The organism is Methylosinus trichosporium OB3b (genome assembly GCF_002752655.1).
Classification (GTDB): domain Bacteria; phylum Pseudomonadota; class Alphaproteobacteria; order Rhizobiales; family Beijerinckiaceae; genus Methylosinus; species Methylosinus trichosporium.
In genome coordinates this window covers 2,602,713-2,627,092 of record NZ_CP023737.1, presented here as the reverse complement: position 1 = coordinate 2,627,092, position 24,380 = coordinate 2,602,713, and the positions used below count along the sequence as shown (strand labels likewise).

The window sequence follows — 24,380 nt, the reverse complement described above, 5'->3', positions numbered from 1 at the left end:
GTGTGCAAAGTCCTGGCTTTCCATGCAAAGTCCCGGATGTCGCGCGAGCGGCTACGACGAGCCTCGGCGCGGCGCTCTCTGCGCGCAGGCCGAGCTGGTCCGGTCGCGGCCGCGTTAACGACGATTCCGAATCACACCCGTCGCGCTGGTTTCATTTGCCTGCGGTCGGTTGTAATATTTGGTTAATCTTTTCCGCTCGATGTGAGCGGGATCGAGGGTGAGCGGCGTGATCGCGACGCAAGTCCGCTCGGAGAAACGGAAAAATGGCGATGTCGGGCAAGACCCAAGACGCGGCGACCGCTGCGCTGTCGGCGATCGAGGAGGCGTTGAATTTGGGCGACGAGCCCGAGGCGGCGGCCAAGGTCGGCGCCGCGCCCGCCGATTCCAAGGGCTCCGAAAAAGCCGAGGCGGCCGAATTCGAGAAGATCGTCGAGGCGACCCGAGCGGTGGCCGAGAAGCGGCGCACGCAGGGGTTCGCGCTGCCGACCCGCCGCCCGCCGGAATCGCCGCGCGAACCCGCCCCGCCGCGCCGGGCCGAGACGCCGCCGACCCCCGCCGCCTCGCCGCGCAATCCCGCTTCCTCGCCCGCGCCTGCGCAAAAGTCCGCCGCGGTCGCGCCGGCCGGCGCGCCGGCCAATGACGACCGCCAGACGGTCGGCCGCCTGCGGCAGGCGCTGCAGGCGCGTCCGAGCAACGCCATCCTCGCCTACACCTTCGCCTCTATCGTCGCCTGGGCGCTGCTCTGGACATTGTTCGTCTATTTCAACCAGGGCGAGATCATCGACGCCGAGCGCGGCTCCTTCCTCGCGCCCAAGCCCGTGCTCGCCCTGCTGGCGCTGGCCGGGCCCATCGTCTTCATCTTCGTCACCGGGGTGATGGCGCGCCGCGCCCATGAGATGAAGCAGGTCGCCAATTCCATGGCGGAGGTGGCGATCCGCCTCATCGAGCCGGAGACCATCGCCACCGAGCAGGTGGTGACGCTCTCTCAGGCGATCCGCCGCGAGGCCGCGTCCATGGGCGACGGAATCGAACGGGCGCTCGCCCGCGCCAGCGAGCTCGAGATCATCGTGCGCACCGAGGTCTCCAATCTCGAGCGCTCCTATTCGGAGAACGAGCGGCGCATCCGCCTGCTCATCGACGAGCTCACCCGCGAGCGCGAGGCGATCCTCGTCAACGCCGACAACGCCCGCACCGCTCTGCTCGGCGCGCGCGAATCGCTGTCGCAGGAGCTGCAGTCGACCTCGACCCATCTCGCCGAGACGGTCAGCGACGCCGGCGGCCGCGTGACCGCGGCGCTCGGCTCCAAGGGCGAGGAGATCCGCCTCGCGCTGGAGCGCGTCGGCGACGGCTTCAATACGACGCTGTCGAGCCGCGGCGAGGATATGGTGAAGCGGCTCGCCGCCGCCGGAGAGTCCATCACCAGCGGCCTCGGCGACGCGACCGAGGATGTGACGCGTCGCTTCGCGGATGGCGTGTCGGAGGCCGACCGCCGGCTGAAGGAGCGCGGCGAGACGCTCGCCGCCGATCTCGCGCAGCGCAGCGCCTCGATCGTCGAGCGGCTGGACGAGCTCGGAACCGCCCTCGCCAATAATGTCGGCGAGCGCGGCGACAGCCTGGTCGAGCGGCTGGCCGAGACCGGGTCGCGCGTCGACGATGCGATCGTGACGCATGGCGGAGCGCTGGAGCGCGCTCTGGCCGAGGCGACGGACACGCTCGCCGCCGAGATGGCCGCCAAGGCCGCGGCGACCGAGGCCGCCTTCGGCGCCGCCGGCGACCGCATCGCCGCTCTGCTCGAGGAGACGCGCAAGCGCGCGGCGAGCGATTTCGAGGCGCATGGCGAGGCGTTGCATGCGCGTTTCGTGGAGAATCTCGCCGAGAGCGCCGGGGCGCTCTCGGCGCAGACCGACTCTCTGCAGGAGCGCTTCGCCGCGCTGGCCGGCGAGGCGGTCGCCGCCATCGCCATGCATGGCGACCGCGTCGGCGAGACCCTCGCCGAGCGCCTCGCGGCCTTCGAGGAGAGCGTCGCCCGCCATGGCGGCGCGGCCGCCGCGCGCGTCGCCGAGGACAGCGCGCGCCTCGGCGAGACCGTGACGAAGAGCCTCGCCGAATTCGAGGCCCGGGTGGCGGCGCAGGGCGAGGAGACCGAGCAGCGTCTCGGCGCCCATGGCGAGAAGCTCGGCGCGGTCATGACGCAGGGCGTGCAGCAGTTCGAGGATATCGTGCTGCGTCTCGGCGAGGACGCCGCGGCGCGGCTCATCGAGCAGGGCGAGCGCATCGGCGCGGCGGTCTCCGACGGCGTCGCGAGCTTCGAGGAGCGCGTGGTCGCCCCGAGCGAGGAGGCCGCGAGCCGCCTTCGCCTCCAGGGTGAGGCGGTCGGCGCGGCGCTGGCGGATGGGCTCGCGGCTTTCGAGGAGCGCGTGGTCGGCCACAGCGACGAGGTGGCGAGTCGTCTCGTCGCCCATGGCGACGCCATCGGCGCCGGGCTCACGGATGGTTTCGTGGATTTCGAGAAGAATGTGATCGACCGCGGCGAGAAGGCGGTCTCCCGCCTCGTCGCTCAGGGCGAGGCGATCGGCGCGGCGGTGGCGAAAGGGCTCGAGAGCTTCGAGCGGCGCGTCCACGCCGAGGGCGAGCAGCTCGCCGCACGACTCGCGACGCAGGGCGAGACGGTCGGCGAAGCGGTCTCCGGCGGGCTCGCGGCTTTCGAGGAGCGCGTCGCGGGCCAGAGCGAGGAGGCGGCCAACCGTCTCGTCGCCCATGGCGAGGCGATCGGCGCGATGGTCGCCGAGGGGCTTTCGACATTCGAGGAGCGGGTCCTCGGCGAGAGCGAGGCCGCGGCCTCGCGGCTGCTCAAGCACGGCCAGACGATCGGCGCCTCGGTGGCCGAGGGGCTCGCGGCCTTCGAGCGGCGCGTCGTCTCGCAGAGCGAGCAGGTCTCCGCCCGGCTCACCGCCCATGGCGACGCCATCGGCGCGGCGCTGTCGGACGGGCTCGGCGCTTTCGAGGAGCGGGTGGTCGGCCACAGCGACGAGGTGGCCAATCGCCTCGTCGCCCATGGCGACGCCATCGGCTCCCTGGTCACGGACGGGTTCGTCGCCTTCGAGGAGCGCGTCGTCGCCCATAGCGAGGATATTGCGACGCGGATCGCCGCCCAGGCCGAATCGCTGGGCTCTCTCGTCGAGAACGGCTTCGCCAAATTCGAGGAGCGCGTCGCCGGCCGCGGCGAAGAGGCGACGGCGCGGCTCGCCGCGCAGGGAGAGGCGATCGGCGAGGCGGTGGCGCAAGGCCTCGCCGCCTTCCAGAGCCGCGTCTCCGACCAGAGCGAGGATATCGCCGAGAAGCTCGCCGCCCATGGCGAGATCATCGGCAAGGTCGTCTCGGAAGGCTTCGCCAAATTCGAGTCCCGCGTCTCCGAAAGCAGCGGCGAGGCGGCGGCCCGCCTCGCGGCGCGGGGCGATGCGATCGGCGCGCTGCTCTCGGACGGCCTCGCGGCCTTCGAGGAGCGCGTCGTCGTCCATGGCGACGAGGTGGCGGCGCGGCTCGTCGAGCATGGCGACGCGATCGGCTCCGCCGTGTCCGAGGGCCTCGCGGCATTCGAGACGCGCGTGCTCGACCACAGCGAGCGCGTCGTCGGGCAGATCGTCGCCCATGGCGATGCGCTCGGCGCGGCGGTGTCGGACGGCCTCGCCGCTTTCGAGGATCAAGTTCTGCGCCGCGGCGAGGATCTCGCGACGCGCCTCGTCGACGAGGGCGAGCGCGTCGGCGCCGCCGTCTCCGACGGGGTCGCGACTTTCGAGCGGCGGGTCGCGCAGCAGAGCGAGGCCGCGGTGGCGCGGCTCGCCGAGCATGGCGCGCGCCTCACCGTCTCGGTGGCCGGCGAGTTCGCGGCGCTCGGCGAGCAGATTTCCCGCCAGGGCGAGGAGACCGCTCAGCGGCTCGCCGAAGGCGGAGACCGGATCGGCGCCGCCATGTCCGAGGGCCTCACGGCCTTCGAGGAGCGCGTCGTGGCGCGCAGCGACGAGACCGTCACGCGCCTCGTCGAGCGCGGCGACGAGATCGGCGCCTTTCTCTCGCAGGGCCTCGCCGCTTTCGAGACGACGGTGGTGCGCCATGGCGACGAGGTGGCGACCCGCGTCGCCGAGCATTCGGACAAGATCGCCTCTGTGCTGTCCGAGCGGCTGACCGCCTTCGAGGAGCAGGTGTCGCGCCAGACCGGCGAGGTCACGGCGGCGGTGGCCGAGCAGGCCGAGAAGGTCGACGGCGCGCTGACCGTGCGGCTCGACGCGCTGGAGCGCGCCACCCAGGAGGCGTCGCGGTCGCTCTCCGAGGCGCAGAAGCGGGCGGAAGAGGTGTTCGCCTCGGGCGGCGCGGAGCTGCGCGCCGGCCTCGGCCAGGGCGTCGCCGATGTGGCGGATGCGCTCGCCGAGCAGTCCTCTGCTCTGCAGGAGCGGTTCGCCCTCACGGCCGGCGAGGCGGTGCTGGCCATCTCGACGCAGGGCGAACGGATCGAGGAGGCGCTCGCCGAGCGCATCGCCGCTTTCGAGAGCACGGTGATCGGGCATGGCGGGGAGGTCGCCGCGGCGCTGGCCGCCGGCGGCGATCAGATCGCGCGCGGCGTCTCCGATCAGATCGCGGCGTTCGAGACGGCCCTGCAGCAGGAGGGCGAGCAGATCGCCGCCCGCATCGGCGCGGAGTCGCAGCGGCTCACCGAGCAGCTCGGCAACAAGCTCATCGCGGTGGATCGCACCATCGTCGAAGGCGGCGGCGCGCTGGTGAGCCGTCTCGACGAGCGCTCGGAAGCGCTCGGCGCGCGGCTCGTCGAGCAGGCGCAGCGGCTTTCGGAAGATATTGAGCGGCAGCTCTCCGAGGTGGATCGGATGATCGTCGAAGGCGGCGGCGCGCTGGTGGCGCGTCTCGCCGAGCAATCGGAGACGCTGGCGGCGCGCCTCGTGGAACAGGCGCAGCGGCTCTCGGAAGAAATGGAGCGGCAGCTCGCCACGGCGGATCGGACGATCGGCGAGGGCGGCGGCGAGCTGGTCGCGCGCCTCGCCGAACAGTCGGAGGCGCTGGCGGCGCGCCTCGGCGAGCAGGCGCAGCGGCTCTCGGAAGAAGTGGAGCGGCAGCTCGCCACGGCGGATCGGACGATCGGCGAGGGCGGCGGCGCGCTGGTGGCGCGTCTCGCCGAGCAGTCGGAGGCGCTGGCGGCGCGGCTCGGCGAGCAGTCGCAGCGCCTCTCCGAGGATATCGAGCGACAGCTCGGCGCCGTGGAGCGGGCGGTGGGCGAGGGCGGCGGCGAGCTGGTCGCGCGTCTCGCCGAACAGTCCGAGACGCTCGCCGGACGGCTCGGCGAGCAGTCGCAGCGCCTCTCCGAAGAGGTGGAGCAGCGGTTCGCAACAGTGGAGCGGGCGCTCGGCGAAGGCGGCGGCGAGCTGGTCGGGCGCATCGCCGAGCAGGCCGATGCGGTCGCAGGGCGTCTCGCCGAACAGTCGAAGACCCTCACGGACCATGTCAAGCGGCAGCTCGTCGCCATCGATAAATCCGTGTCGAAGGACGGCGCTGCGCTCGTCGATCTCCTCGGCGCGCGCGCCGAGGAGATCGCCGGCGCCATGGCGTCCAAGATCGAGACCTTCGAAGCGGTGTCGAACGAGCGCACGCGCGAGGCGGTCGACCGCATGGACGGGCTGGTGGAGCGCATCGACGCCGGGCTCGGCTCGGCCAGCCAGAGCTTCCAGGAAACGCTCTCGCGCCATGCCGTCGAGGTCGCGCGCTCGATGGGCGACGGCGGCCGCGAGGTCATCCGCTCGCTCGACGAGAAGGTGAAGGAGATCGACGCTGTGCTGCTCGAGCGTTCGAGCCAGCTCTCCGAGACGCTGTCGACCAAGGCCGAGGAGATCAACGCCACGCTCGGCGGGCGGGCGGAAGAAATCGCCGGCACGCTCGACAATCGCATCGGCGTGTTCGAGAACAATGTGGTCGGCCGTCTCGACGCCGTCTCGAACGAGATCGGCGAGCGCTCGCGCCTCGTCGTCGAGACGATCGGCGCGCGCATCTCCGAGATCAACGCCACGCTCTCTTCCGCCAAACGCGAGCTCGACGCCACTCTGCATGCGCGCACCGGCGATCTCGGCGAGGCGCTGACGAAGCGCGTCGACGAGATCAGCGCGACGCTCGACGAGCGGCTGACGCAAATCGGGACGACGCTCGGCGAGCGCGGCGGCGAGGTGACGCGCGAGCTCGCCGATGTCGGCGAGCTCGTCGCCAAGACGATCGAGAGCCGCGGCTCCTCCATCGTCCAGCACCTCGGCGAGAAGCGCGCCGAGATCGCCGCCTCCATTGCAGAATCGGCGCAGGAGCTGAAGACCGCGCTGGAGTCGGGGTCGGAGGGATCGGTGCGCGCGCTGCTCTCGGTCAATGAGAAGCTGCGCAAGGAGCTGCCCGACGTGCTCGATCGGCTCGGCGCGACCAACGCCTCGCTGCAGACCATCATCGAGCATGCGGGCGCCAATCTCGAGGGGCTCGAAACGCAGCTCACCGGCCGGCTGCACGAGTTCCAGGGCGCGATTTCCGACGTGTCGTCGCAGATCGCCGAGCTCGGCAAATTGTCGGACGGAACCATCGGCGAGGCGCAGGAGATCGTCGGGGCGATGGAGAGCCATCGGCAGACGCTGACGCAGAGCGTCGACCGGCTCGCCGAAACTCAGGAGCAGCTCGATTCCGCGCTGGATGCGCGTCGGCGCTCGCTCGAGGGCCTCGTCGGCCTCGTCGAGGGCAAGCGCAAGGATTTCGAGGGCGCGGTCGCGGCCTTCTCGGGTCTGGTCGAGGACAGCTTCCGCCGCGTCGAGGAGCGGGCGCGCGCCGTCGGCGGACTGCTCGCCGAATCGACGCGGGACACCGCCGATCTCGTGGACGAGCGCTTCGCCGCCGTTCGCGGCGCCGCGCTGCGCGAAAGCGAGCAGACCTCGGCGGCGCTGCGCGCCGCCTGCGATCAGGCCAGCGGCGATCTCGACCGGATCTTCGGCGAGGCGACCGAGAAGTTCAACGCCGCCGCCGCCGAGATGCGCGGCATGTCGCTCGAGATCCAGCGCGAGCTGGAGGCGACGCGCGTCGAGGTGCGCCGCGGCGCTCAGGAGCTGCCGCGCGAGACCGCCGAGCAGGCCGCCGCGCTGCGGCGGGTCATCGGCGAGCAGGTGAAGGCGCTGAACGAGCTGACCGACATCGTCGCGCGCTCGGGCCGCGTCTATGACATCGCCGAGCCGGCCGCCGTCGCCGCGCCGCCTCCGCCCGCGCCGCCCCGCCGGACATTCGAGCCGGCGCCCGCGCCCACGCCGGCGCGTTCGCTCGAGCCGTCCTGGTCGGCTCCGCAGCGCCCGCGCGAGGAGCCGCGCGCGCGGGCGCCGCAGCAGCCCCCGGCCATGCCACCGCAGCCGGCGCCCTCCGCCCGCGATCCCGGCGAGAGCGGCTGGCTCTCCGATCTCCTGGCGCGCGCCTCGCGCGACGAGCCGCCGGCGCCGCGCGCCAACAATGTCCCCGGCCGCAACAAGCCGAGCGGCGCGCTGGACAGCCTGACGCTCGACATCGCCCGCATGGTCGATCAGGCGGCGGTGACGGATCTGTGGGAGCGGTTCCAACGCGGCGAGAAGGCGCCGTTCGGCCGCCGGCTCTACACGCAGCAAGGGCAGCAGACCTTCGAGGAGATCCGCCGGCGCTGCCGCGTCGACGCGGAATTCCGCGCGACCGTCGACCATTACATTCAGGAGTTCGAACGGCTGCTGATGGAGACGGGCCGCAACGATCGCGACGGCGCGCTGACGCGCGGCTATCTGATCTCCGATGCGGGCAAGGTGTACACCATGCTCGGACATGCTTCGGGCCGCTTCGAGTAGGGCGGCCCCGCGAGCTCATTGTCGGCGGGCGCCGCCGACAACCGATTGATTGCATGTGGCCGCCCGGGCGACTCCTCGAGAGCTGTCCGACAATTGTCGCGTTTCTGCGCCCGCTCTCCTGTCGAGATTGTCCGGAAGCCGCCAAGAATGTGACATTTTAGCCACTGTTTGGAAGAAAACACATTCGGAGCCCCGCTTTGCATACTCGATAGGCATTTGCTCCTCTGTTCGGCTTGAACTGCTCCGCTGGCGTCTGACACAATTCCTGTGAAGAATGATTCCACTTCGGGAGCCGAAACATGAAGTTGACACTTTTGACGGGAGTGGCGGCCGCCGCCCTGCTCGCCAATGTTGCATACGCGGCCGACGTCGCATCGATGAAGGCCGCGCCCGCCGCCCCGCCGCCGGATTGGTTCGACACGCTGACGATCGATGGATTTCTCGACGGCGGCATCGTGGTGACTCCGGCGTCGCCCTACAACGGGCTCAACTGGGGCCATCTGTTCACCGACCGCGCCAACACGCCGATCTTCAACCAGGCATTGTTCACGGTTCAGCGGCCTCTCGACCCGAAAGCCACGGGCATCGATTACGGCTTCAAATTCCAGACCTTTGTCGGCGAAGACGCGAGATATAGCCACTATCTCGGCCAGTTCGACTATCTGATGCACGACCGCACGCAATTCACGATCCTCGAGGCGCACGGCCTCGTTCATCTGCCGATCCTCACGGAAGGCGGCGTGGACGTGAAATTCGGCCAGTTCGTCACCTATAACGGCTTCGAGGTGATCCCGGCCAAGGATAATCTGTTCTACACCCACTCATACAACTTCAACTTCGGACCCTTCAAACACACCGGCGTGATGACCGTTACTCACGCGACCGAGTGGCTCGACATCTACGCCGGCGTCACCAGCGGCTTGAACACGAGCCTCGGCTGGGCGGGCGACAACAATAATTCGGCTTCCGCCTACGGCGGCTTCGGGTTGAATCTGCTCGATGGCGAGCTGACCATTTTGGGCTTCTCCCACTCCGGTCCCGAGAATCCCCGGCAGCTCGACCCGAATTACGTCGGCTGGCCTTGGGGCACGGTCGGAGGGATTCCGGCGCAATGCGCCTGCAATCCGAATAACACGTGGCGCTACTACAATAATCTCACGACGACGTGGAAGCCCACTGAAAACCTCATGTTCGTGACCGACATCTCCTATATGCGAGAGGACGGCTGGAACCCGGTCACCAACGCCGCGGGCGTTTCCCGGCCCCAGGGCGCGGACGCCTATGGCGTTTCGCAGAATGTGTCCTACAAGGTCAATGACGCGATCAAGATCAATGGCCGCCTCGAATATTTCCGCGACAACAAGAACTTCTTCGTGGTCGGCTATCCTGGCTATTTCGACACGGTGAACGTTGCTCACGGCTATCCGAACCAGTCGATCGCGCAGCCGGCCGGCCAAGGCACGAGCTATCTCGCTCTGACCCTCGGCGCGACCATCGCCCCGGAGTTCCCGAAGATGCCCTTTATCAACGGCATCATCTTCCGCCCCGAAGTTCGTTGGGACACGACGCTGAACGGCGCCGCGCCGTTCTTCGGCTGGAACGGCAACAAGAGAACGCAGGGAATGATCGCGATGGACGTCATCGTGCCGTTCACGATCCGCTGACCTCGTTCTCGCGAATGGCTCCTCGGTGTTCATGAGGGGAGCCGTGCCGCCAATGCCTCGACGCCGGTGACGATCTCTGGTCGGCCGGCGTCGATGGTTTTCGCCAAATCACAGAGCGGCCGATCTTTGCGGCAAACGCTCACATTCTGCGATTTCGAGCCGCACCCTCTCCTTTCCGGCCGTCTCTCGAGGCGCTGTCATGCGTCCGCGCGACACCCGCGGAGATTTCTCACGGATCGCGCGACGCTTCCGCACGCGCTGAAATCTCCACTTCGCGATCCTGCGTGCTCTGCACGCGAAACGTCTCCTGATAGGTCTTTCCGTCGTGCCGGGCGATGACGACATATTCGCCCTCCGCGAGCACGAGCGAGGGAAAGGCGCCGATCAATTCGCGAATGACGTCGCCGCCCGGGGTCAGCACCGAGAAGGACGTGTTGGCGAGCGCCTCGCCGCCTCGCTGATTGACGAGCTTCAGCGTCATGGTCGCGGCGCGATGGCGCAGCGTCGCCTCGATCAACTTGCCCGCGGCGACGCGCAGATCGGCGGTGATCACGGAATTGGTGGCGTTGTTGTCGCCCTGCGAGCCCTGCGTCGTGTCGAGCAGCGTCGAGACGATGTGATAGGCGCCCTCCGGCAGGCACAGGATCTCGCCCCCCTGCGCATTGGCCAGCACCAGCTTCGCCTCGGAGTTCCCGCGCTCCGGGACATAGATCGAGATCGCGAGGCGCTGGGCGGGGATGGGCGTGTCGCCCAGCATGTCGATGAGCTTCAGCCCGCCGGCGTTGAGCACCAGCCGCTCGCTGACATTGCCGCCCTCGATCACCACCCGCCGCGTCGCGCCGGCGAGGCCGAAGGCGGCGTGGACGATATAGACGCCGTCGGGCAGCTCCTGCGCCGGCGCCGCATCCTTCGTCTCGGCGACGAGACGGCGCGCGCCGTCGTCGCCCGGCGTCTCCTCGAAGATCCGCCAACGGATCCCGCCACGCACGGGCGCGGCGTCGGCGGGGGTGAGAACGGCGCTGAGGCGCAGAATCGCCGAAGAACGGGGCGTCCGCAGCGGCGTCTCGGCGAGCGCTAAGCCGGCGCCGGCGAGGAGCAGAGCGAAACCAGCGGGAATGGATTTGTTCATCGATTGCAAAAGCTCGCGTGACATGTCGCGGAGGGTTTCGCGCCTTTCCAGAGCGAGCCTGAAGGCTCGCGGCCCAAACCCGGCTTCTGGATCGCGAGTCCTTTGTCATATCCAATTGCGCCAGGAAGACCACTAATCTGCATCGCGCTCCACCAGCCCGACGGCGGCCGAGGTCAGATTGGTCGGCGAAAACGGCCGAAATAGGAATTCGACGCGATGTCGCCCCGCCGGCGTCGGCACGCCGCGGAACAGAATATTGGCCTTGACGATCGGCGCCGGCCGGCCGTCGATCCGCGCCTCCCAGCCGGGATAATAGAGATCGTGCAGCACCAGCAGCCCGTCGCGATCGCTCTCGACGTCGAGCGCGATCCGCTCGCCTTCATAGGAGACGATCGCGACCTTCGAACGGGCGGCAGGGCCCGGCGCGGTCAGCGCCGCATCGAGATGCGCATGGTCGGCCGCATCGACGAGAGCCTCCTGGGCGCCGTCGAAATCGGGGATCTCGTCCTCGGCGATGGCGTTGTCGGAATCGACCTCCTTCACCCGTGACGCGAAATAGGCGCGCGGCGCGGCGGTCCGGCCGAGCCGATAGATATAAAGTCGGTCGGAGACGAAGATCGGCGTCGCGCTGGGCCGCGGCATATGCCGCGGCATCGCCGCCAGCGGGCGTCCGAGCACGAGATAATCGAGCCCCAGCAGCCGCGCGAGCTTGCAGCGATAGCCGCGGAAGGTCGCCGGATAATGGCGCAGATCGGGATCGACGGCGTTGTCGCCGGGGCCGATCGCGCGCTCATATTCGGAGATGCGCAGCGGATTATAGCCGAGCGTGTCCTCGAGGCCGAGCATCATGGAGGCGTTCTGCCAGCCGCCCGCCAGCCCCAATATCTCCACACGCGGATGCTCGCCCCTGGCGGCGCGTTCGGAAATTTCCCGGCCGAGGGCGGCGACGCCGGCGCGCTCGGCCGCCGAAGGCTCGCCGAGGATCGAATAGCGCGCCGCCGGCTCGGCGTTGAGCGGATCGGCGGCGTTGCGCCACAGCAGCTCGCCGCAAGTGGCGGCGACGATGAGCGCCGCCGCGAGCGCGCGCTGGTTCCGCCTTTCACCGAAGACGAGGACGAGCGCGGCGCCGGCGCCGGCGGCGAGCGCGAGGCCGATGGCGTCGAGCGCCTCGCGTCCGTGGCGCGTCTCCATCGAGAAGGCGAGGCCGCCGAGCAGCAGCGCCAGCGCGACGCCGAAGGCGCAGGCCTGCAGCGCATGAGCGAGCGGGCGCGGCAGGGCCTCGAACGGCCGCGGCGAGCCGTGAACGATATAGCGGTGCAAGAGATAGCCGGCCGAGAGCGCGAAGCCGGCGTTGAGCAGAAAGGCGGCGTCCGCCGGCCGGCGATAGAGCGAGACGCCGGGGAAGAGGTCGTAGATCGGCTCGAACAGAGGCGTCCAGCGGCCGAGCGTGTAGATCAGCGCGCCAGCGAGCAGATAGAGGACGAAACGCGTCTCGCGCGCGAAGATGCGCCCCCCGGCGAGTCCGTGCCAGAGCCCGAGCGCCATGGGCGCCGTGCCGATGAAGAGATAGTCGATGGCGCGGTCGGTCCAGTCCGGCTCGCTCATCGTGTCATAGCCGGGGCCCCAATAGGAATAGCTCTTGGCCAGCGAGCCGAAAATATCGGGCGCGAGCATGGTGGCGAAATTGACCGGCGCCAGCGAGCCGGCGGCGGCGACCCCGAAGGCGATGGCCGGCCGGTTGGAGCTTGCCAGAAATTGCAGGGTGAGCAGCACGGGCGCCGCCAGAATGGCGCCGCCGGCGCCGCCGGCCGCCAGCAGCGCCGGCCAGCGCTCGTAGAGAAACGCCAGCGGCCGGCGCGAGGCCAGCGCCGCATGCGCCACGCGGCCGACCAGAGTGACGCAGAAGAGATAGGCGACCTGATCGCGCCCGAGCGCCATGAGGCTCGCGAGGAGGCCGAACAGCAGCCCGTTGCGCAGGCGTGGACGCTCCAGCAGGATCTCCAGCAGCCACCAGGCCAGCGGGAAGAAGCTGTAGGAGATAATCATTCCCGTATGCTGCAGCCGCGAGGCGGCGACCCCGCCGAACATGAAGATCGCGCCCGCGAGCACCGCCGCGACCGGGGCGAAGCCGAGGCGCCGGCACAGCGCCAGCACGCCGACGCCGCCCATCAGGAGATGCAGGAACACGAACAGATCGAAGCTCTGCATCGAGGCGGAGGGGAACAGCAGCGCCAGGATGAAGAAGGTCGGGGTGAAGATCAGCGACTGCGGGTCGGCGACCGCCGGATGTCCGGCGAAATGATAAGGATTCCAGAGCGGCAGCTCGCCTTTTTGCAGCGCTTGGCCGAGAAAGCGGAACATCGGATAGAAATGATTCTTCGAGTCCCAGGGCACGACCGCGCCGCTCGCCGCCCAGCATAGGACCGCGAGCCCCATGAAGCCGGCGAGCGCCGCAAGCGCCGCGAGCGTCTCGCGCCGCGTCCAGTCCTGCGCCTGCGCCTGCGATGCGCGCGTCGCGGCTTCGATCGCGTCCGCGCTCGCCGATTCGCCGGACAGGCAATCGCTGATCGTCATCTCGACTGTCTCTTTGAACGCTGCATGGCGGCCGGCGCGAGCGGATGGCCCGAGCCTTCGCCGCCGGGGGCTCCGATGGGACGCCCAAGCTGCGACCGCGTTCATGAACTCATGATGAACGTTTGGGCGCCATGACTATACCGTGGCCTTCGCCCCGTCGAAAGCCGCGTTTATCTCCCGAACTTGCCAGGAAGCTGCGGCCAGCTTGCCGGCAAATCCATCCCGCCGCGCGGCCCGGCATTCGGCGGCGAGGCCTGCCGGATCGCCCTGCGCGGGAAAAGGCCGGTCGATCGCCGCCACTTTCGCGGCCGCCGCCGCCAGCCGCAGGCCGGCGCGCGCATGGGCGAAGGGGGAGCCCGGCTCGCGCAGCGACGCATCGTCGGGCGCGGCGCCGAGCGCGCGGCGCAACTCCTCGGTGTCGAAGGCGAGCGCGTCGAGCCGCGTCGAGGCGCCGGCGTAATCGCCGAGCGCGAAGATCGCCGCCGGGGTCTGCGTGGCGAGCGCCAATATGCGCGTCGCCCCGTCGTCGCGGCCGGCCATGGCTTCGGCGACGGCGAGCTTGGCGGAGAGATGCTGCAGGCTCGCCCCGCCGCAGGCGCGCGGCAGCGCCACGCCATGCGCGGCGGCGGCGACGATCGCCGCGAGATCGTCGTCGATCTCGGCCCCGCCGAGCGCCGCGACCTTCACGAAGAGCGCCGGACCCGGCCGGCCCCGCGCACGAGCGAGAAAAGCGGCCGCGGCCGCCCGCGCGTCGCCGCGCCCGCCGAGGTCGAGGACGAGGGCGTCGGCTTCGCTCTCGAGGGCGGCGTCGAGCGCATCGGACTGGGCGGTGACGAGCAGAAAGGATCGCATGCGCGCGGTCTCCTCGGGGCGAGCGGTCGGGCGTTCATGCTTCGCGCGATCGTCCTGCCGTGATCTTAAGCGGGAATTTACCATAAATGGAGATTCTACCACCGCGGCAGCGCCGATCCGTTCCAGAACATAGGGCGTCGATGAGTCAAATGATCGCCAGAGATTTTCTGCACTGGGCGCAGACCGCCCCGACCGCGCGCCGTATCGACGGGGCCGAAGCCCTCGCGAAGGCCTATCTCCATTCCGATCTCGACGTCGCCGCGCGGCGCGAGACCGAGACCGCGCTGGCCTCCCTGCTCGACGATCCCTCGCCGCTGGTGCGGCGCAAGCTCGCCGAAGTCTTCGCCAATTCTCATGACGCGCCGCACGCCATCGTGGCGGCGCTCGCCAATGACCAGTCCGACATCGCCGCGCTGGTGCTGTCGCGCTCGCCGCTGCTCACCGAGAGCGAGCTCATCGATTGCGCTGCGATCGGCGACGTCTTTGCGCAGACGTCGATCGCGCTGCGCGCCCATGTGCCCAGCGGTCTCGCCGCGGCTCTCGCCGAAGTCGGCGCCTGCGAGGCCTCGATCGCTCTCGCCGTCAATCCGGGCGCCGAGGTCCCGGTGTTCTCGCTGCGCCGCATGATCGAGCGCTTCGGCGACGACTCCCAATTGCGCGAGGCTTTGCTGTCACGGCCGTTCCTGCCGGCGGCAGTGCGCAGCGATCTCGTCGACGCCACGGCGGCGAGCCTCGCCTCTTTCGTCATCGGTCGCGAATGGCTGTCACGCGAGCGCGCGGAGCGCGTCGTCGGCGAGGCGCGCGAGAAAGCCAATGTCGTCATCGTCGCCGAGGCGAATGAGACGGGCGGGAGCAATGGCGTGCGCGCGCTCGTCGCGCATCTGCGCCGGCGCGGGCGGCTGACGCCGAGCCTGGCGTTGCGCGCGTTGCTCTCGGGAAATTGCGGGCTGCTCGAGGCCGCGCTCGGCGAATTGTCGGGCGTCGACGCGCAGCGGGTCGCCGGGATGGTGCGCGATTTCCGCGGCCCGGGCTTCGCCGCGCTCTATGCGCGCGCCAAGATGCCGGCCAATCTGCTGCCGGCCTTCCGCGCCGCGCTCGAAGCGCAACAGGCCTTCGGCTATCGCGGCGGCGTCGGCGGCGGGGCGCGCCTGTCGCTGCTGATGGTGCAGCGCGCGCTCACCGCCTGCGAGCAGCTGAACGGCGGCGAGCTCGACCGCCTGTTGGCGCTGCTGCGCCGCTTCGAGGCCGAAGCGCTGCGCGAGGACGCGCGCGACGCCGCCGCGGCGCTGGAGCGTGATCTCGCGCCGGCGATCGACATGGCGGCGCTGGAGGCGGATGTGCTGCAGGCGGCGTGAGCCGGCTGCGATGACGAACGAGGGCTGTTCATTGGCCTCGATGTTCCCATCGCCCTAGTTACCTCGCCAACCGAACCGGTCGGTGGCGGGAGGCGATATGAGCGAAAGCGACGCCGAGCTCTCGGGGCTCGTGCTTCAGGGCGGCGGCGCGTTGGGCTCCTATCAGGCGGGAGCCTATGAGGCGCTGCACGCCGCCGGCCAGACGATCGACTGGGTCGCCGCCATCTCGATCGGCGCGATCAATGGCGCGATCATCTGCGGCAATCCGCCCGAGCGCCGGGTGGAGCGGCTGGCCCGGTTCTGGCGCGAGGCCTCCAGCCTGATCACGGCGGCGCCGATCAATGACGAGGAGCTGTTCGTCCAGCTCTTCGACGAGACCAGCGCGGCGATCACCGCGGGATGCGGCGCGCCGGGATTTTTTCGGCCGCGCGTGCCGCCGCCGCTTCCGGGCTTCCGCCACGCGCCGGAGAGCCTCAGCGTCTATGACACGGCGCCCCTGCGCGAGACGCTGCTGTCGCTCGTCGATTTCGACCTCCTCAACTCCGGCGCGACCCGCTACAGCATCGGCTCGGTCAATGTGCGGACCGGCAATTTTCATTATTTCGACACGGCGCGCGAGCGCATCGGCCCCGAGCATGTGATGGCGAGCGGCGCGCTGCCGCCGGGCCTGCCGATGATCGAGATCGCGGGCGAGCGCTATTGGGACGGCGGTCTCGTCTCGAACACGCCGCTGCAATATGTGCTCGACTATGAGCGGCCGCGGCGGGACCTGCTGCTGTTTCAGCTCGACCTCTTCAGCGCGCGCGGCGAGCTGCCGCGCACGATGCTCGAGGTCGCCAGCCGCGAGAAGGATATTCGCTATTCCTCGCGCACGCGCATGAACACCGATCTGATGCGCCGATTGCACGAGCTCTCCGCCGCCATCGCCCGGCTCGGCCCCAAAGCGCCGAAGGAGCTGCGAGAGGACCCGGACTGGCGCATTCTGCACGAGGCCGCCCGCGAATATACGACGACGATCGTGCATCTGATCCACCGCCCCGCGCCGAGCGAAGGGCCGGCGAAGGATTTCGAGTTCTCGCGCTATACGATGGAGCGCCATTGGGAGGACGGAAGGCGCGACGTGGAGACGACGCTGAGCCATCCCGATTGGCTCGGCCGCCCGCACCCGCCCGGAGGCATGGTGACGCTGGACTTGACCAAGGACGGAGTGCCGCGGTCGCGAGCCGATGTCGTCTCGGCGAGAGGAGCGGGCGCATGAGGAAGGCGACGATGATCGCGCTCGGCCTCGCCGCTGTCGTCGGGGTCGCGGTCGCAGGGGCGATTTATGTGAATTGGAACGCTTTCGTTCCGATCGTGGCCATGGGAATCAATTATTGGCGCTATCTCGACGCGCCGAAGGGCGAGCTGACGGTCGAGACCGCCGAGGGCTTCGACGCCGCGAGCACGGGAGACGCGCCTCGCTCGCCGCCGCCGGACGACGGCCAGTGGCCGAGCTACAACAAGACGCTGACCTCCGACCGCTTCTCCTCCCTGAAGGAGATCGACCGCGCCAATGTGGGCCGGCTTCGCGTCCTCTGCACCTATGACACGGGGCAATATACGGGCTTCAACTCGGGCCTCCTGATGGTGGATGGCGCGCTGCTGTTTTCCACCCAATACGACACTTTCTCCGTCGACCCGCTCACCTGCCGCGAGAACTGGCGCAAGCACGAGCGCTATGCGCCGGCCACGCCGCAGGACGTGAACCGCGGCGTCGCTTTTCTCGACGGGCGCGTGTTCCGCGGCACGCAGGACGGGCGCGTGCTCGCCTATGATTTCAAGACCGGCGAGCGCCTGTGGGAGACTGCGATCGCCGATCCGAAGAAGAGCGAGAGCGCGCCGGCGGCGCCGATCGCCTGGAACGGCCTCGTTTTCATCGGCAACGCCGGCGGCGATTTCAAAGGCGTGAAGGGCCGCATGTATGCGCTCGACGCCGCCACCGGCCGGATCGTCTGGGAGTTTTATCTCGTTCCGAGACAAGAGGGCGATCCGACCCGCGGACCGCAGGGCGAGACGCCGCTCGACGCATCGAGCTGGAAAATGGCCGCCGACGCGGCGATCTCGGGCGGCGCGACCTGGACGTCCTACACGCTCGATCCGCAAGCCGGGCTGCTCTATGTGCCGGGCGGCAATCCGGCCCCCGATTTCGACGTGATGCTGCGGGGCGGCGACAATCTCTATTCGAATTCGGTGATCGCGCTCGACGCGAGGACCGGAGCCTATCGGACCCATTTCAAAATCCTGGACAAGGATTGGCACGATTGGGACGTCTCCGCCGCGCCGGCGCTCGTCACCACCGCGGCGGGCCGGCGCATGATGCTCGTCGCGCCCAAGGACGGCCACCTCTACGGCTTCGACCTCGAGACGAAGGAGCGGCTCTATCGAGTCCCGATGACGAAGATCGAGAACGCCGATGTTCCGTTCTCGGCGGACAGGAGCGTGCATTTCTGCCCCGGCTCGGTCGGCGGCGCCGAATGGAACGGGCCCGCCTTCGATCCGCAGAACAATCTGGTGATGGTCGGCGAGGTGCAATGGTGTACGACCGTCCGAATCGAGCCCGAGAAGGAGATCGAGGGCGCCGCGAAGTTCACGCCCTGGTCCGGGGAGGATTCCATCAATCCCTTCAACATGTGGGGCCGGGCCGATCCGGTGTTCCAATGGGCGGGCTGGCTCCAGGCGGTGGATGCGGACAGCGGCCGCTGGCGCTGGCGCGCCAGGACCAATTATCCCGTGCAGAGCGGCGTGGCGCCGACGGCGGGCGGCCTCGTCTTCTTCGGCGACATGGGCGGCAATTTCTACGCGCTGGACGCGGACACGGGCGCAAAGCTCTGGGGCGCGAAGATCGGCGGCGCGGTCGGCGGCGGCGTCATCACTTTCTCGACCTCGAAAGGTCAGCGCGTCGCCGCCGCCACCGGCCTCACCGAGGTGCTGTGGCCGACCGAGATCACGACGGCCAAGGTCTCGATTCTCGGCCTCGGCGACGACTGACCGAGGAGGCTCGCCGGGGCGGCGCCGAAGTTGGCGGCGCGTCCCCCTTTGCTCCCCCGGCTCCTTTTGGCTATGACTCGACGAAAGCCATCAGAGAGCGCCAGATGTCCCGTATTCCCGATTTCGCGTCGATCCCCTTCGCTCCGACCGCGGTCGCCGCCCCCGAGGCCGACCGCCGCTGGCTGACGCCGGAAGGGATCGAGGTCAAGAATTCCTATGGGCCGCAGGACATAGAAGGCCTCTCCTTCATCGACGGCTTCCCCGGCGTCGCGCCCTATGTGCGCGGGCCGTACCCGACCATGTATGTCGCCCAGCCCTGGACCATCCGCCAATATGCCGGCTTCTCCACGGCGGAGGACAGCAACGCCTTCTATCGCCGCAATCTCGCCGCCGGGCAGAAGGGCCTCTCGGTCGCCTTCGATCTCGCCACCCATCGCGGCTATGACAGCGATCATCCGCGCGTCTCCGGCGATGTCGGCATGGCGGGCGTCGCCATCGACTCCATCTACGACATGCGCACTTTGTTCGACGGCATTCCGCTCGAGCAGATGAGCGTCTCCATGACGATGAACGGCGCCGTGCTGCCGGTGCTGGCGCTCTTCATCGTCGCCGGCGAGGAGCAGGGCTGTCCGCCCGAGAAGCTGACGGGCACGATCCAGAACGACATCCTCAAAGAATTCATGGTGCGCAACACCTATATCTATCCGCCGCTGCCCTCGATGCGCATCGTCTCGGATATTTTCGCCTATACCAGCAAGCATATGCCGAAGTTCAACTCGATCTCGATCTCCGGCTATCACATGCAGGAGGCGGGCGCCTCGGCCGATCTCGAATTGGGCTACACGCTCGCCGATGGCGTCGAATATGTGCGCGCCGGCGTCGCCGCGGGCCTCGATATCGACGCTTTCGCGCCGCGCCTCTCCTTCTTCTTCGCCATCGGCATGAATTTCTTCATGGAGGTGGCCAAGCTCCGCGCCGCGCGCCTGTTGTGGGCGCGCTTGATGAAGGATCTCGGCGCCAAATCCGAGAAGAGCCTGACTTTGCGCACCCATTGCCAGACCTCCGGCTGGTCGCTCACCGCGCAGGACGTCTATGTGAATTCGATCCGCACCAGCATCGAGGCGATGGCGGCGACGCAGGGCCATACGCAATCGCTGCACACCAATGCGCTCGACGAGGCGCTGGCGCTGCCGACCGACTTCTCCGCCCGCATCGCCCGTAATACGCAAATTGTCTTGCAGCAGGAGAGCGGCACGACGCGCATCATCGATCCCTGGGGCGGCTCCTATTATGTCGAGAAGCTGACCGCCGAGCTCGCGGAAGCGGCCTGGGCGCATATTCAGGAGATCGAGAGCATGGGCGGCATGGCCGCGGCGATCGCGAAGGGCCTGCCCAAGCAGCGCATCGAGGAGGTCGCCGCCAAGACGCAGGCGCGCATCGACACCGGCCAGCAGGTGGTGGTCGGCGTCAACAAATATCGGCCGGCCAATGACGTCGCGCCGGATGTTCTCAAGGTCGACAATTCCGCCGTGCGCGCCGCGCAGATCGAGAAGCTGAAGCGTCTGCGCGCCGAGCGCGACGAGGCGGCGACGCAAGCGGCGCTCGACGCGCTGACCGAAGGCGCGACCAGCGGCGCCAATCTGCTCGACCTCGCCGTGAAGGCGGCGCGGGCCAAGGCGAGCGTCGGCGAAATCTCCTTCGCGCTCGAAAAAGTGTTCGACCGCCATAAGCCCAAGGCCAATGTGATCTCCGGCGTCTATGCGCGGGAAGCGGGCGAGAATTTCGACAAGGTGGCGCGAGCGCGCGGCATGACCGCGGCCTTCGCCGAGAATGAGGGGCGCCGGCCGAAGATCCTCGTCGCCAAGCTCGGCCAGGACGGTCATGACCGCGGCCAGAAGGTGATCGCCTCGGCCTTCGCCGATCTCGGCTTCGAGGTCGTCATCGGCGATCTTTTCGCGACGCCGGAGGAGGTGGCCAAGCGCGCCGCCGAGGAGAAGGTGCATATCGTCGGCGTCAACACCATGACCGCGGGCCATCTGGCGCTGACGCCCGAGCTGCGCGACGCGCTGAAGGCGGAAGGGCGCGAGGACATCATGATGGTGGTCGGCGGCGTCATCCCCGAGCAGGATTTCCAGGCGCTCTACGACGCCGGCGCGGCGGCGATCTTCCCGCCCGGCACCAATATTCCCGAGGCGGCGGCGCAGGTGCTGGACGAGCTCAATGTGCGGCTCGGTTATGCGCAGCGGGAGCGCGCGAAAGCGTGAGGGCTGCGCAGGGGAGCGCTCACGATCGAAATTCGCGACGTTTGTGACTTGACGCGGCGCTTTCTTTCGCCTAGGAAGCGCGACTTCACGATCACGGCAGTGGGCTCCGTTTCGCGCCAGCGGGAACGGAGCCGTTGTCGTATCACGACCCGCAAGGGCCGGCCTCCACCGGACGCGGGCGCATCAACCGGGCGAGCTCCCCGCTCGCCCTCGACATGGAGAGACGAGAACCATGGCCCGTATTGCCGGCGTCAACATACCGACCAACAAGCGCGTCGTCATCGCGCTTCAATATATTCACGGGATCGGGGCCAAAAAGGCGCAGGAGATCATCGAGAAGGTGAACATCCCGCCGGAGCGCCGCGTCGCCCAGCTGACCGACGCCGAAGTCCTGCAGATCCGCGAGACGATCGACCGCGACTATCTCGTCGAAGGCGATCTGCGCCGCGAGGTGGCGATCAACATCAAGCGCCTGATGGATCTCGGCTGCTATCGCGGCCTGCGCCATCGCCGCCAGCTGCCGGTGCGCGGCCAGCGCACCCACACCAACGCCCGCACCCGCAAGGGCAAGGCGAAGCCGATCGCCGGCAAGAAGAAGTAACGCCTTTTCCGTGTCGCGGGCCTCGGCCCGCGACGATCACCTGGGCGAGGAGCGAGCCGCGCTCCCGCCCACATCGAGCCCTAGCGCCCGGCATTACGGGCGCGTTCGAAGGACGAGAGACCAATGGCAAAAGAGACCACGCGCGTTCGCCGCAGGGAGCGCAAGAACATCGTTTCCGGCGTCGCGCATGTGAATTCGACGTTCAACAACACGATGATCACCATCACCGACGCGCAGGGCAACACTGTGTCCTGGTCGTCCGCCGGCTCGATGGGCTTCAAGGGGTCGCGCAAATCGACGCCCTACGCCGCGCAGATGGCCGCCGAGGACGCGGCGCGCAAGGCCGGCGAGCATGGCGTGCGCACGCTCGAGGTCGAGGTCTCCGGCCCGGGCTCAGGTCGTGAGTCGGCGCTGCGCGCGCTGCAGGCGGCGGGCTTCACCGTCACCTCGATCCGCGATGTGACGCCCATTCCGCACAATGGCTGCCGTCCGCGCAAGCGTCGCCGCGTCTGACGCGTCTCGAGGCGACTTGTCGCCCGAGAGTTTTATCGGGACGAATTGCTAAGGGGCGTCGCGCGATGCGTGCGGAGCCCGGCCGAGCTGAAGGAAAGGCGCCACAGTGAGCATCCAGAAGAACTGGCAGGAACTCATCAAGCCCAGCAAGCTCGAGGTGACGGCCGGCGACGATCCGCGCCGCGTCGCCGTCGCGGTCGCCGAGCCGCTCGAGCGCGGCTTCGGCGTGACGCTCGGCAATGCGCTGCGCCGCATTCTGCTCTCCTCGCTGCAGGGCTCGGCCATCACCTCGATCCATATCGACGGCGTGCTGCACGAGTTCTCCTCGATCCCCGGCGTGCGTGAGGACGTGACCGACATCGTCCTCAACATCAAGGACATCGCGATCAAGAACCACGCCGAGGGCGTCAAGCGCATGACGCTGAAGAAGACCGGCCCCGGCCCGGTCACCGCCGGCGACATCCAGACGCCCGGCGACGTGCAGATCCTGAACCCCGACCTCGTCATCTGCACGCTCGACGAGGGCGCGGAGATCCGTGTCGAGTTCACGGTGGCGACCGGCAAGGGCTATGTGCCGGCCGACCGCAACCGCGCCGAGGATGCGCCGATCGGCCTCATCCCGATCGACAGCCTCTATTCGCCGGTCAAGAAGGTCAGCTACCGCGTCGAGAACACGCGCGCCGGCCAGGTGCTCGACTATGACAAGCTGACGCTGACCATCGAGACCAATGGCGCGATCTCGCCCGAGGACTCGCTCGCCTATGCGGCGCGCATCCTGCAGGATCAGCTCAGCGTCTTCGTGAACTTCGAGGAGCTGCGCCGCGAGGAGACCGCGCCGTCGATCCCGCAGCTCGCCTTCAATCCGGCGCTGCTCAAGAAGGTCGACGAGCTCGAGCTCTCGGTGCGCTCGGCCAACTGCCTGAAGAACGACAATATCGTCTATATCGGCGACCTCATCCAGAAGTCGGAGGCGGAGATGCTGCGCACCCCGAACTTCGGCCGCAAGTCGCTGAACGAGATCAAAGAGGTGCTCGCTCAGATGGGCCTGCATCTCGGCATGGAAGTCCCCGGCTGGCCGCCGGAGAATATCGACGATCTCGCCAAGAGATTCGAAGAGCATTATTGAGCGAATAGCGAAATAGCGAGTAGCGAATAGAAAATCTCTACTCGCTATTCGCTATGCCCTATTCGCTCTGGACGGCCGTTCCTTGGCACGGCGGCCGCATAAAACGGAGACCGCCAAATGTATCATGGTCGCGCGAAGCGCAGGTTCAACCGCACGCATGAGCACCGCAAGGCGATGTTCATGAATCTTTCTCAGGCGCTCATCAAGCATGAGCAGATCGTCACCACCCTGCCGAAGGCCAAGGATCTGCGTCCTGTGGTCGAGAAGCTGGTGACGCTCGGCAAGCGCGGCGACCTGCACGCCCGCCGTCAGGCGATCGCGCAGCTGCGTGACGTCGACCTCGTCAAGAAGCTCTTCGACGTGCTCGGCCCGCGCTACAAGGAGCGCAACGGCGGCTATACGCGCGTGCTCAAGGCGGGCTTCCGCTATGGCGACAACGCCGCGCTCGCCGTCATCGAATTCGTCGATCGCGACGTCGACGCCAAGGGCAAGGATTCAGGCCCCGTGCAGACGAAGGAAGAGGCCGCCTGAGGCCGCTTCGTCCGGGAGAATGCGAGGGCGGCGCCTTTCGGGCGGCCGCCCTTTTGTTGCCCTCACGCGCAGAGCCGCGCCTGCCGGTCGCGCTCCGCCGCGAGAACCGCAGCGTCGCGGCAGAACAGCGCATTGGCGTAGCGTAGCCGCGGCTCTCCGCTCCATTCGAGATTCTGCTCGTAAAAGCCGAGCAGGCGGAAACCATGCGGCGTCAGCTCGGCGCGCATATCGTCGAACAGAGGATGGCGCGGGTCGCCGGGGTTGAACCCGACCTCGACCAGAATGAAGCGAACGCGCCCGGCCGCGAGCGTGCGCGCGCCGCTGCGAATGACATCGAGATCGAAGCCCTCGGCGTCGATCTTCAGCAGATCGATCGCTTCGAGGCCATTGCGGACGACGAAGCCGTCGAGCGTCTCCACCTCGATCTCCTCGGCGCCGCGCAGTTCCTCCGCCGCAGGGCGCTTCAGCGAATTGGTGACCGACAGCTCGGTAAGATAGATGGTGGCGCGGCCCGCCTCCGGGCCGAGCGCCAGGCGCCGGCAATCCACGTCGAGATCGGCGGTGCGCCGTTGCAGCTCGGAGAAAGTCCCTGAGACCGGCTCGAGGCTGATGATGCGCGCCTTCGGGAAAGCGAGGCGAAAGCGCAACGCCGACTGGCCGATATTGGCGCCGACATCGAGGATCGTCCCCGGCTCGTCGCCGAAGCTCGCGATATCGGCGAGGTCATCGACGCCATGGCGAGGCGTCTGGAATAAAAACAGCTTGCGATTGCTGGCGCGGCCGACGCCGCCGAGCAGCCGACGCTTCACATGTTTCAATCGATCGATCAGAGTCATGAATTCAATTCCCGGATGAAAAAAC

14 protein-coding genes are annotated in these 24,380 nt (G+C 68.4%); 10 read left to right on the top strand and 4 right to left on the bottom strand.

Features of this window, described 5'->3' with window-relative positions; translation table 11 throughout:
• Nucleotides 1-269: 269 nt before the first annotated feature.
• Together CQW49_RS12625 and CQW49_RS12620 are read left to right on the top strand one after the other, a co-directional pair.
• Nucleotides 270-7,883 carry an apolipoprotein A-IV repeat region-like domain-containing protein gene (locus tag CQW49_RS12625; RefSeq protein ID WP_244441311.1) on the top strand — a complete coding sequence of 2,538 codons (7,614 nt, stop codon included), beginning with the start codon at nt 270-272 and terminating at the stop codon, nt 7,881-7,883.
• 299 nt (nt 7,884-8,182) lie between these two features.
• Nucleotides 8,183-9,547 carry an outer membrane beta-barrel protein gene (locus CQW49_RS12620; RefSeq protein WP_099831790.1) on the top strand — a complete coding sequence of 455 codons (1,365 nt, stop codon included), beginning with the start codon at nt 8,183-8,185 and terminating at the stop codon, nt 9,545-9,547.
• Nucleotides 9,548-9,776: 229 nt separating this feature from the next.
• On the opposite strand, the gene CQW49_RS12615 is transcribed toward CQW49_RS12620, so the two are convergent.
• From CQW49_RS12615 to CQW49_RS12605, 3 genes are all read right to left on the bottom strand, one after another.
• Nucleotides 9,777-10,676 (bottom strand): hypothetical protein, encoded by a 900-nt coding sequence (locus CQW49_RS12615; protein WP_003609306.1) that lies wholly within the window; start codon nt 10,674-10,676, stop codon nt 9,777-9,779.
• Nucleotides 10,677-10,808: 132 nt separating this feature from the next.
• A complete protein-coding gene (locus tag CQW49_RS12610) occupies nt 10,809-13,250 on the bottom strand; it encodes a YfhO family protein (RefSeq protein WP_003609307.1) in 2,442 nt (813 codons plus the stop codon).
• A gap of 135 nt (nt 13,251-13,385) precedes the next feature.
• The gene (locus tag CQW49_RS12605) at nt 13,386-14,102 is read right to left on the bottom strand and encodes an aldolase/citrate lyase family protein (protein ID WP_003609309.1); all 717 of its coding nucleotides are present in this window, start codon (nt 14,100-14,102) and stop codon (nt 13,386-13,388) included.
• A gap of 149 nt (nt 14,103-14,251) precedes the next feature.
• Here CQW49_RS12605 and CQW49_RS12600 point away from each other — a divergent pair, with 149 nt between their 5' ends.
• The 8 genes from CQW49_RS12600 (at nt 14,252) to rplQ (ending at nt 23,519) form a co-directional block, all read left to right on the top strand.
• Nucleotides 14,252-15,457, top strand: coding sequence for a DUF2336 domain-containing protein (locus tag CQW49_RS12600; RefSeq protein ID WP_024749725.1), 1,206 nt, complete (start codon nt 14,252-14,254; stop codon nt 15,455-15,457).
• 97 nt (nt 15,458-15,554) lie between these two features.
• Entirely contained in the window at nt 15,555-16,715 is a 1,161-nt protein-coding gene (locus CQW49_RS12595; protein WP_003609312.1) for a patatin-like phospholipase family protein, read from the top strand.
• Complete coding sequence (locus tag CQW49_RS12590; protein WP_003609313.1) at nt 16,712-18,484, top strand: pyrroloquinoline quinone-dependent dehydrogenase; 1,773 nt, start codon at nt 16,712-16,714, stop codon at nt 18,482-18,484. The genes CQW49_RS12595 and CQW49_RS12590 overlap by 4 nt, the downstream gene beginning before the upstream one ends.
• Before the next feature lie 104 nt (nt 18,485-18,588).
• Nucleotides 18,589-20,748, top strand: a complete 2,160-nt coding sequence (scpA, locus tag CQW49_RS12585) for a methylmalonyl-CoA mutase (protein WP_003609314.1) — start codon at nt 18,589-18,591, stop codon at nt 20,746-20,748.
• 232 nt (nt 20,749-20,980) lie between these two features.
• Entirely contained in the window at nt 20,981-21,349 is a 369-nt protein-coding gene (gene rpsM, locus CQW49_RS12580; RefSeq protein ID WP_003609315.1) for a 30S ribosomal protein S13, read from the top strand.
• A 123-nt stretch (nt 21,350-21,472) separates the two neighbouring features.
• Complete coding sequence (rpsK, locus tag CQW49_RS12575; protein WP_003609316.1) at nt 21,473-21,862, top strand: 30S ribosomal protein S11; 390 nt, start codon at nt 21,473-21,475, stop codon at nt 21,860-21,862.
• A 106-nt stretch (nt 21,863-21,968) separates the two neighbouring features.
• Complete coding sequence (locus tag CQW49_RS12570; protein ID WP_099831789.1) at nt 21,969-22,988, top strand: DNA-directed RNA polymerase subunit alpha; 1,020 nt, start codon at nt 21,969-21,971, stop codon at nt 22,986-22,988.
• Nucleotides 22,989-23,105: 117 nt separating this feature from the next.
• Complete coding sequence (rplQ, locus tag CQW49_RS12565; protein WP_003609318.1) at nt 23,106-23,519, top strand: 50S ribosomal protein L17; 414 nt, start codon at nt 23,106-23,108, stop codon at nt 23,517-23,519.
• A gap of 62 nt (nt 23,520-23,581) precedes the next feature.
• Here the strand turns inward: rplQ and CQW49_RS12560 are convergent, their stop codons facing one another.
• A complete protein-coding gene (locus tag CQW49_RS12560) occupies nt 23,582-24,355 on the bottom strand; it encodes an FkbM family methyltransferase (RefSeq protein WP_003609319.1) in 774 nt (257 codons plus the stop codon).
• Nucleotides 24,356-24,380 lie beyond the last annotated feature (25 nt).

Coding starts and splice junctions, on each gene's coding strand:
- CQW49_RS12625 (WP_244441311.1), top strand. CDS start 270: ATGTCGGGCAAGACCCAAGACGCGGCGACCGCTGCGCTGTCGGCGATC.
- CQW49_RS12600 (WP_024749725.1), top strand. CDS start 14,252: ATGATCGCCAGAGATTTTCTGCACTGGGCGCAGACCGCCCCGACCGCG.
- scpA (WP_003609314.1), top strand. CDS start 18,589: ATGTCCCGTATTCCCGATTTCGCGTCGATCCCCTTCGCTCCGACCGCG.
- CQW49_RS12560 (WP_003609319.1), bottom strand. CDS start 24,355: ATGACTCTGATCGATCGATTGAAACATGTGAAGCGTCGGCTGCTCGGC.
- rpsM (WP_003609315.1), top strand. CDS start 20,981: ATGGCCCGTATTGCCGGCGTCAACATACCGACCAACAAGCGCGTCGTC.
- CQW49_RS12615 (WP_003609306.1), bottom strand. CDS start 10,676: ATGAACAAATCCATTCCCGCTGGTTTCGCTCTGCTCCTCGCCGGCGCC.
- CQW49_RS12620 (WP_099831790.1), top strand. CDS start 8,183: ATGAAGTTGACACTTTTGACGGGAGTGGCGGCCGCCGCCCTGCTCGCC.
- CQW49_RS12590 (WP_003609313.1), top strand. CDS start 16,712: ATGAGGAAGGCGACGATGATCGCGCTCGGCCTCGCCGCTGTCGTCGGG.
- CQW49_RS12595 (WP_003609312.1), top strand. CDS start 15,555: ATGAGCGAAAGCGACGCCGAGCTCTCGGGGCTCGTGCTTCAGGGCGGC.
- rplQ (WP_003609318.1), top strand. CDS start 23,106: ATGTATCATGGTCGCGCGAAGCGCAGGTTCAACCGCACGCATGAGCAC.
- CQW49_RS12605 (WP_003609309.1), bottom strand. CDS start 14,102: ATGCGATCCTTTCTGCTCGTCACCGCCCAGTCCGATGCGCTCGACGCC.
- CQW49_RS12610 (WP_003609307.1), bottom strand. CDS start 13,250: ATGACGATCAGCGATTGCCTGTCCGGCGAATCGGCGAGCGCGGACGCG.
- rpsK (WP_003609316.1), top strand. CDS start 21,473: ATGGCAAAAGAGACCACGCGCGTTCGCCGCAGGGAGCGCAAGAACATC.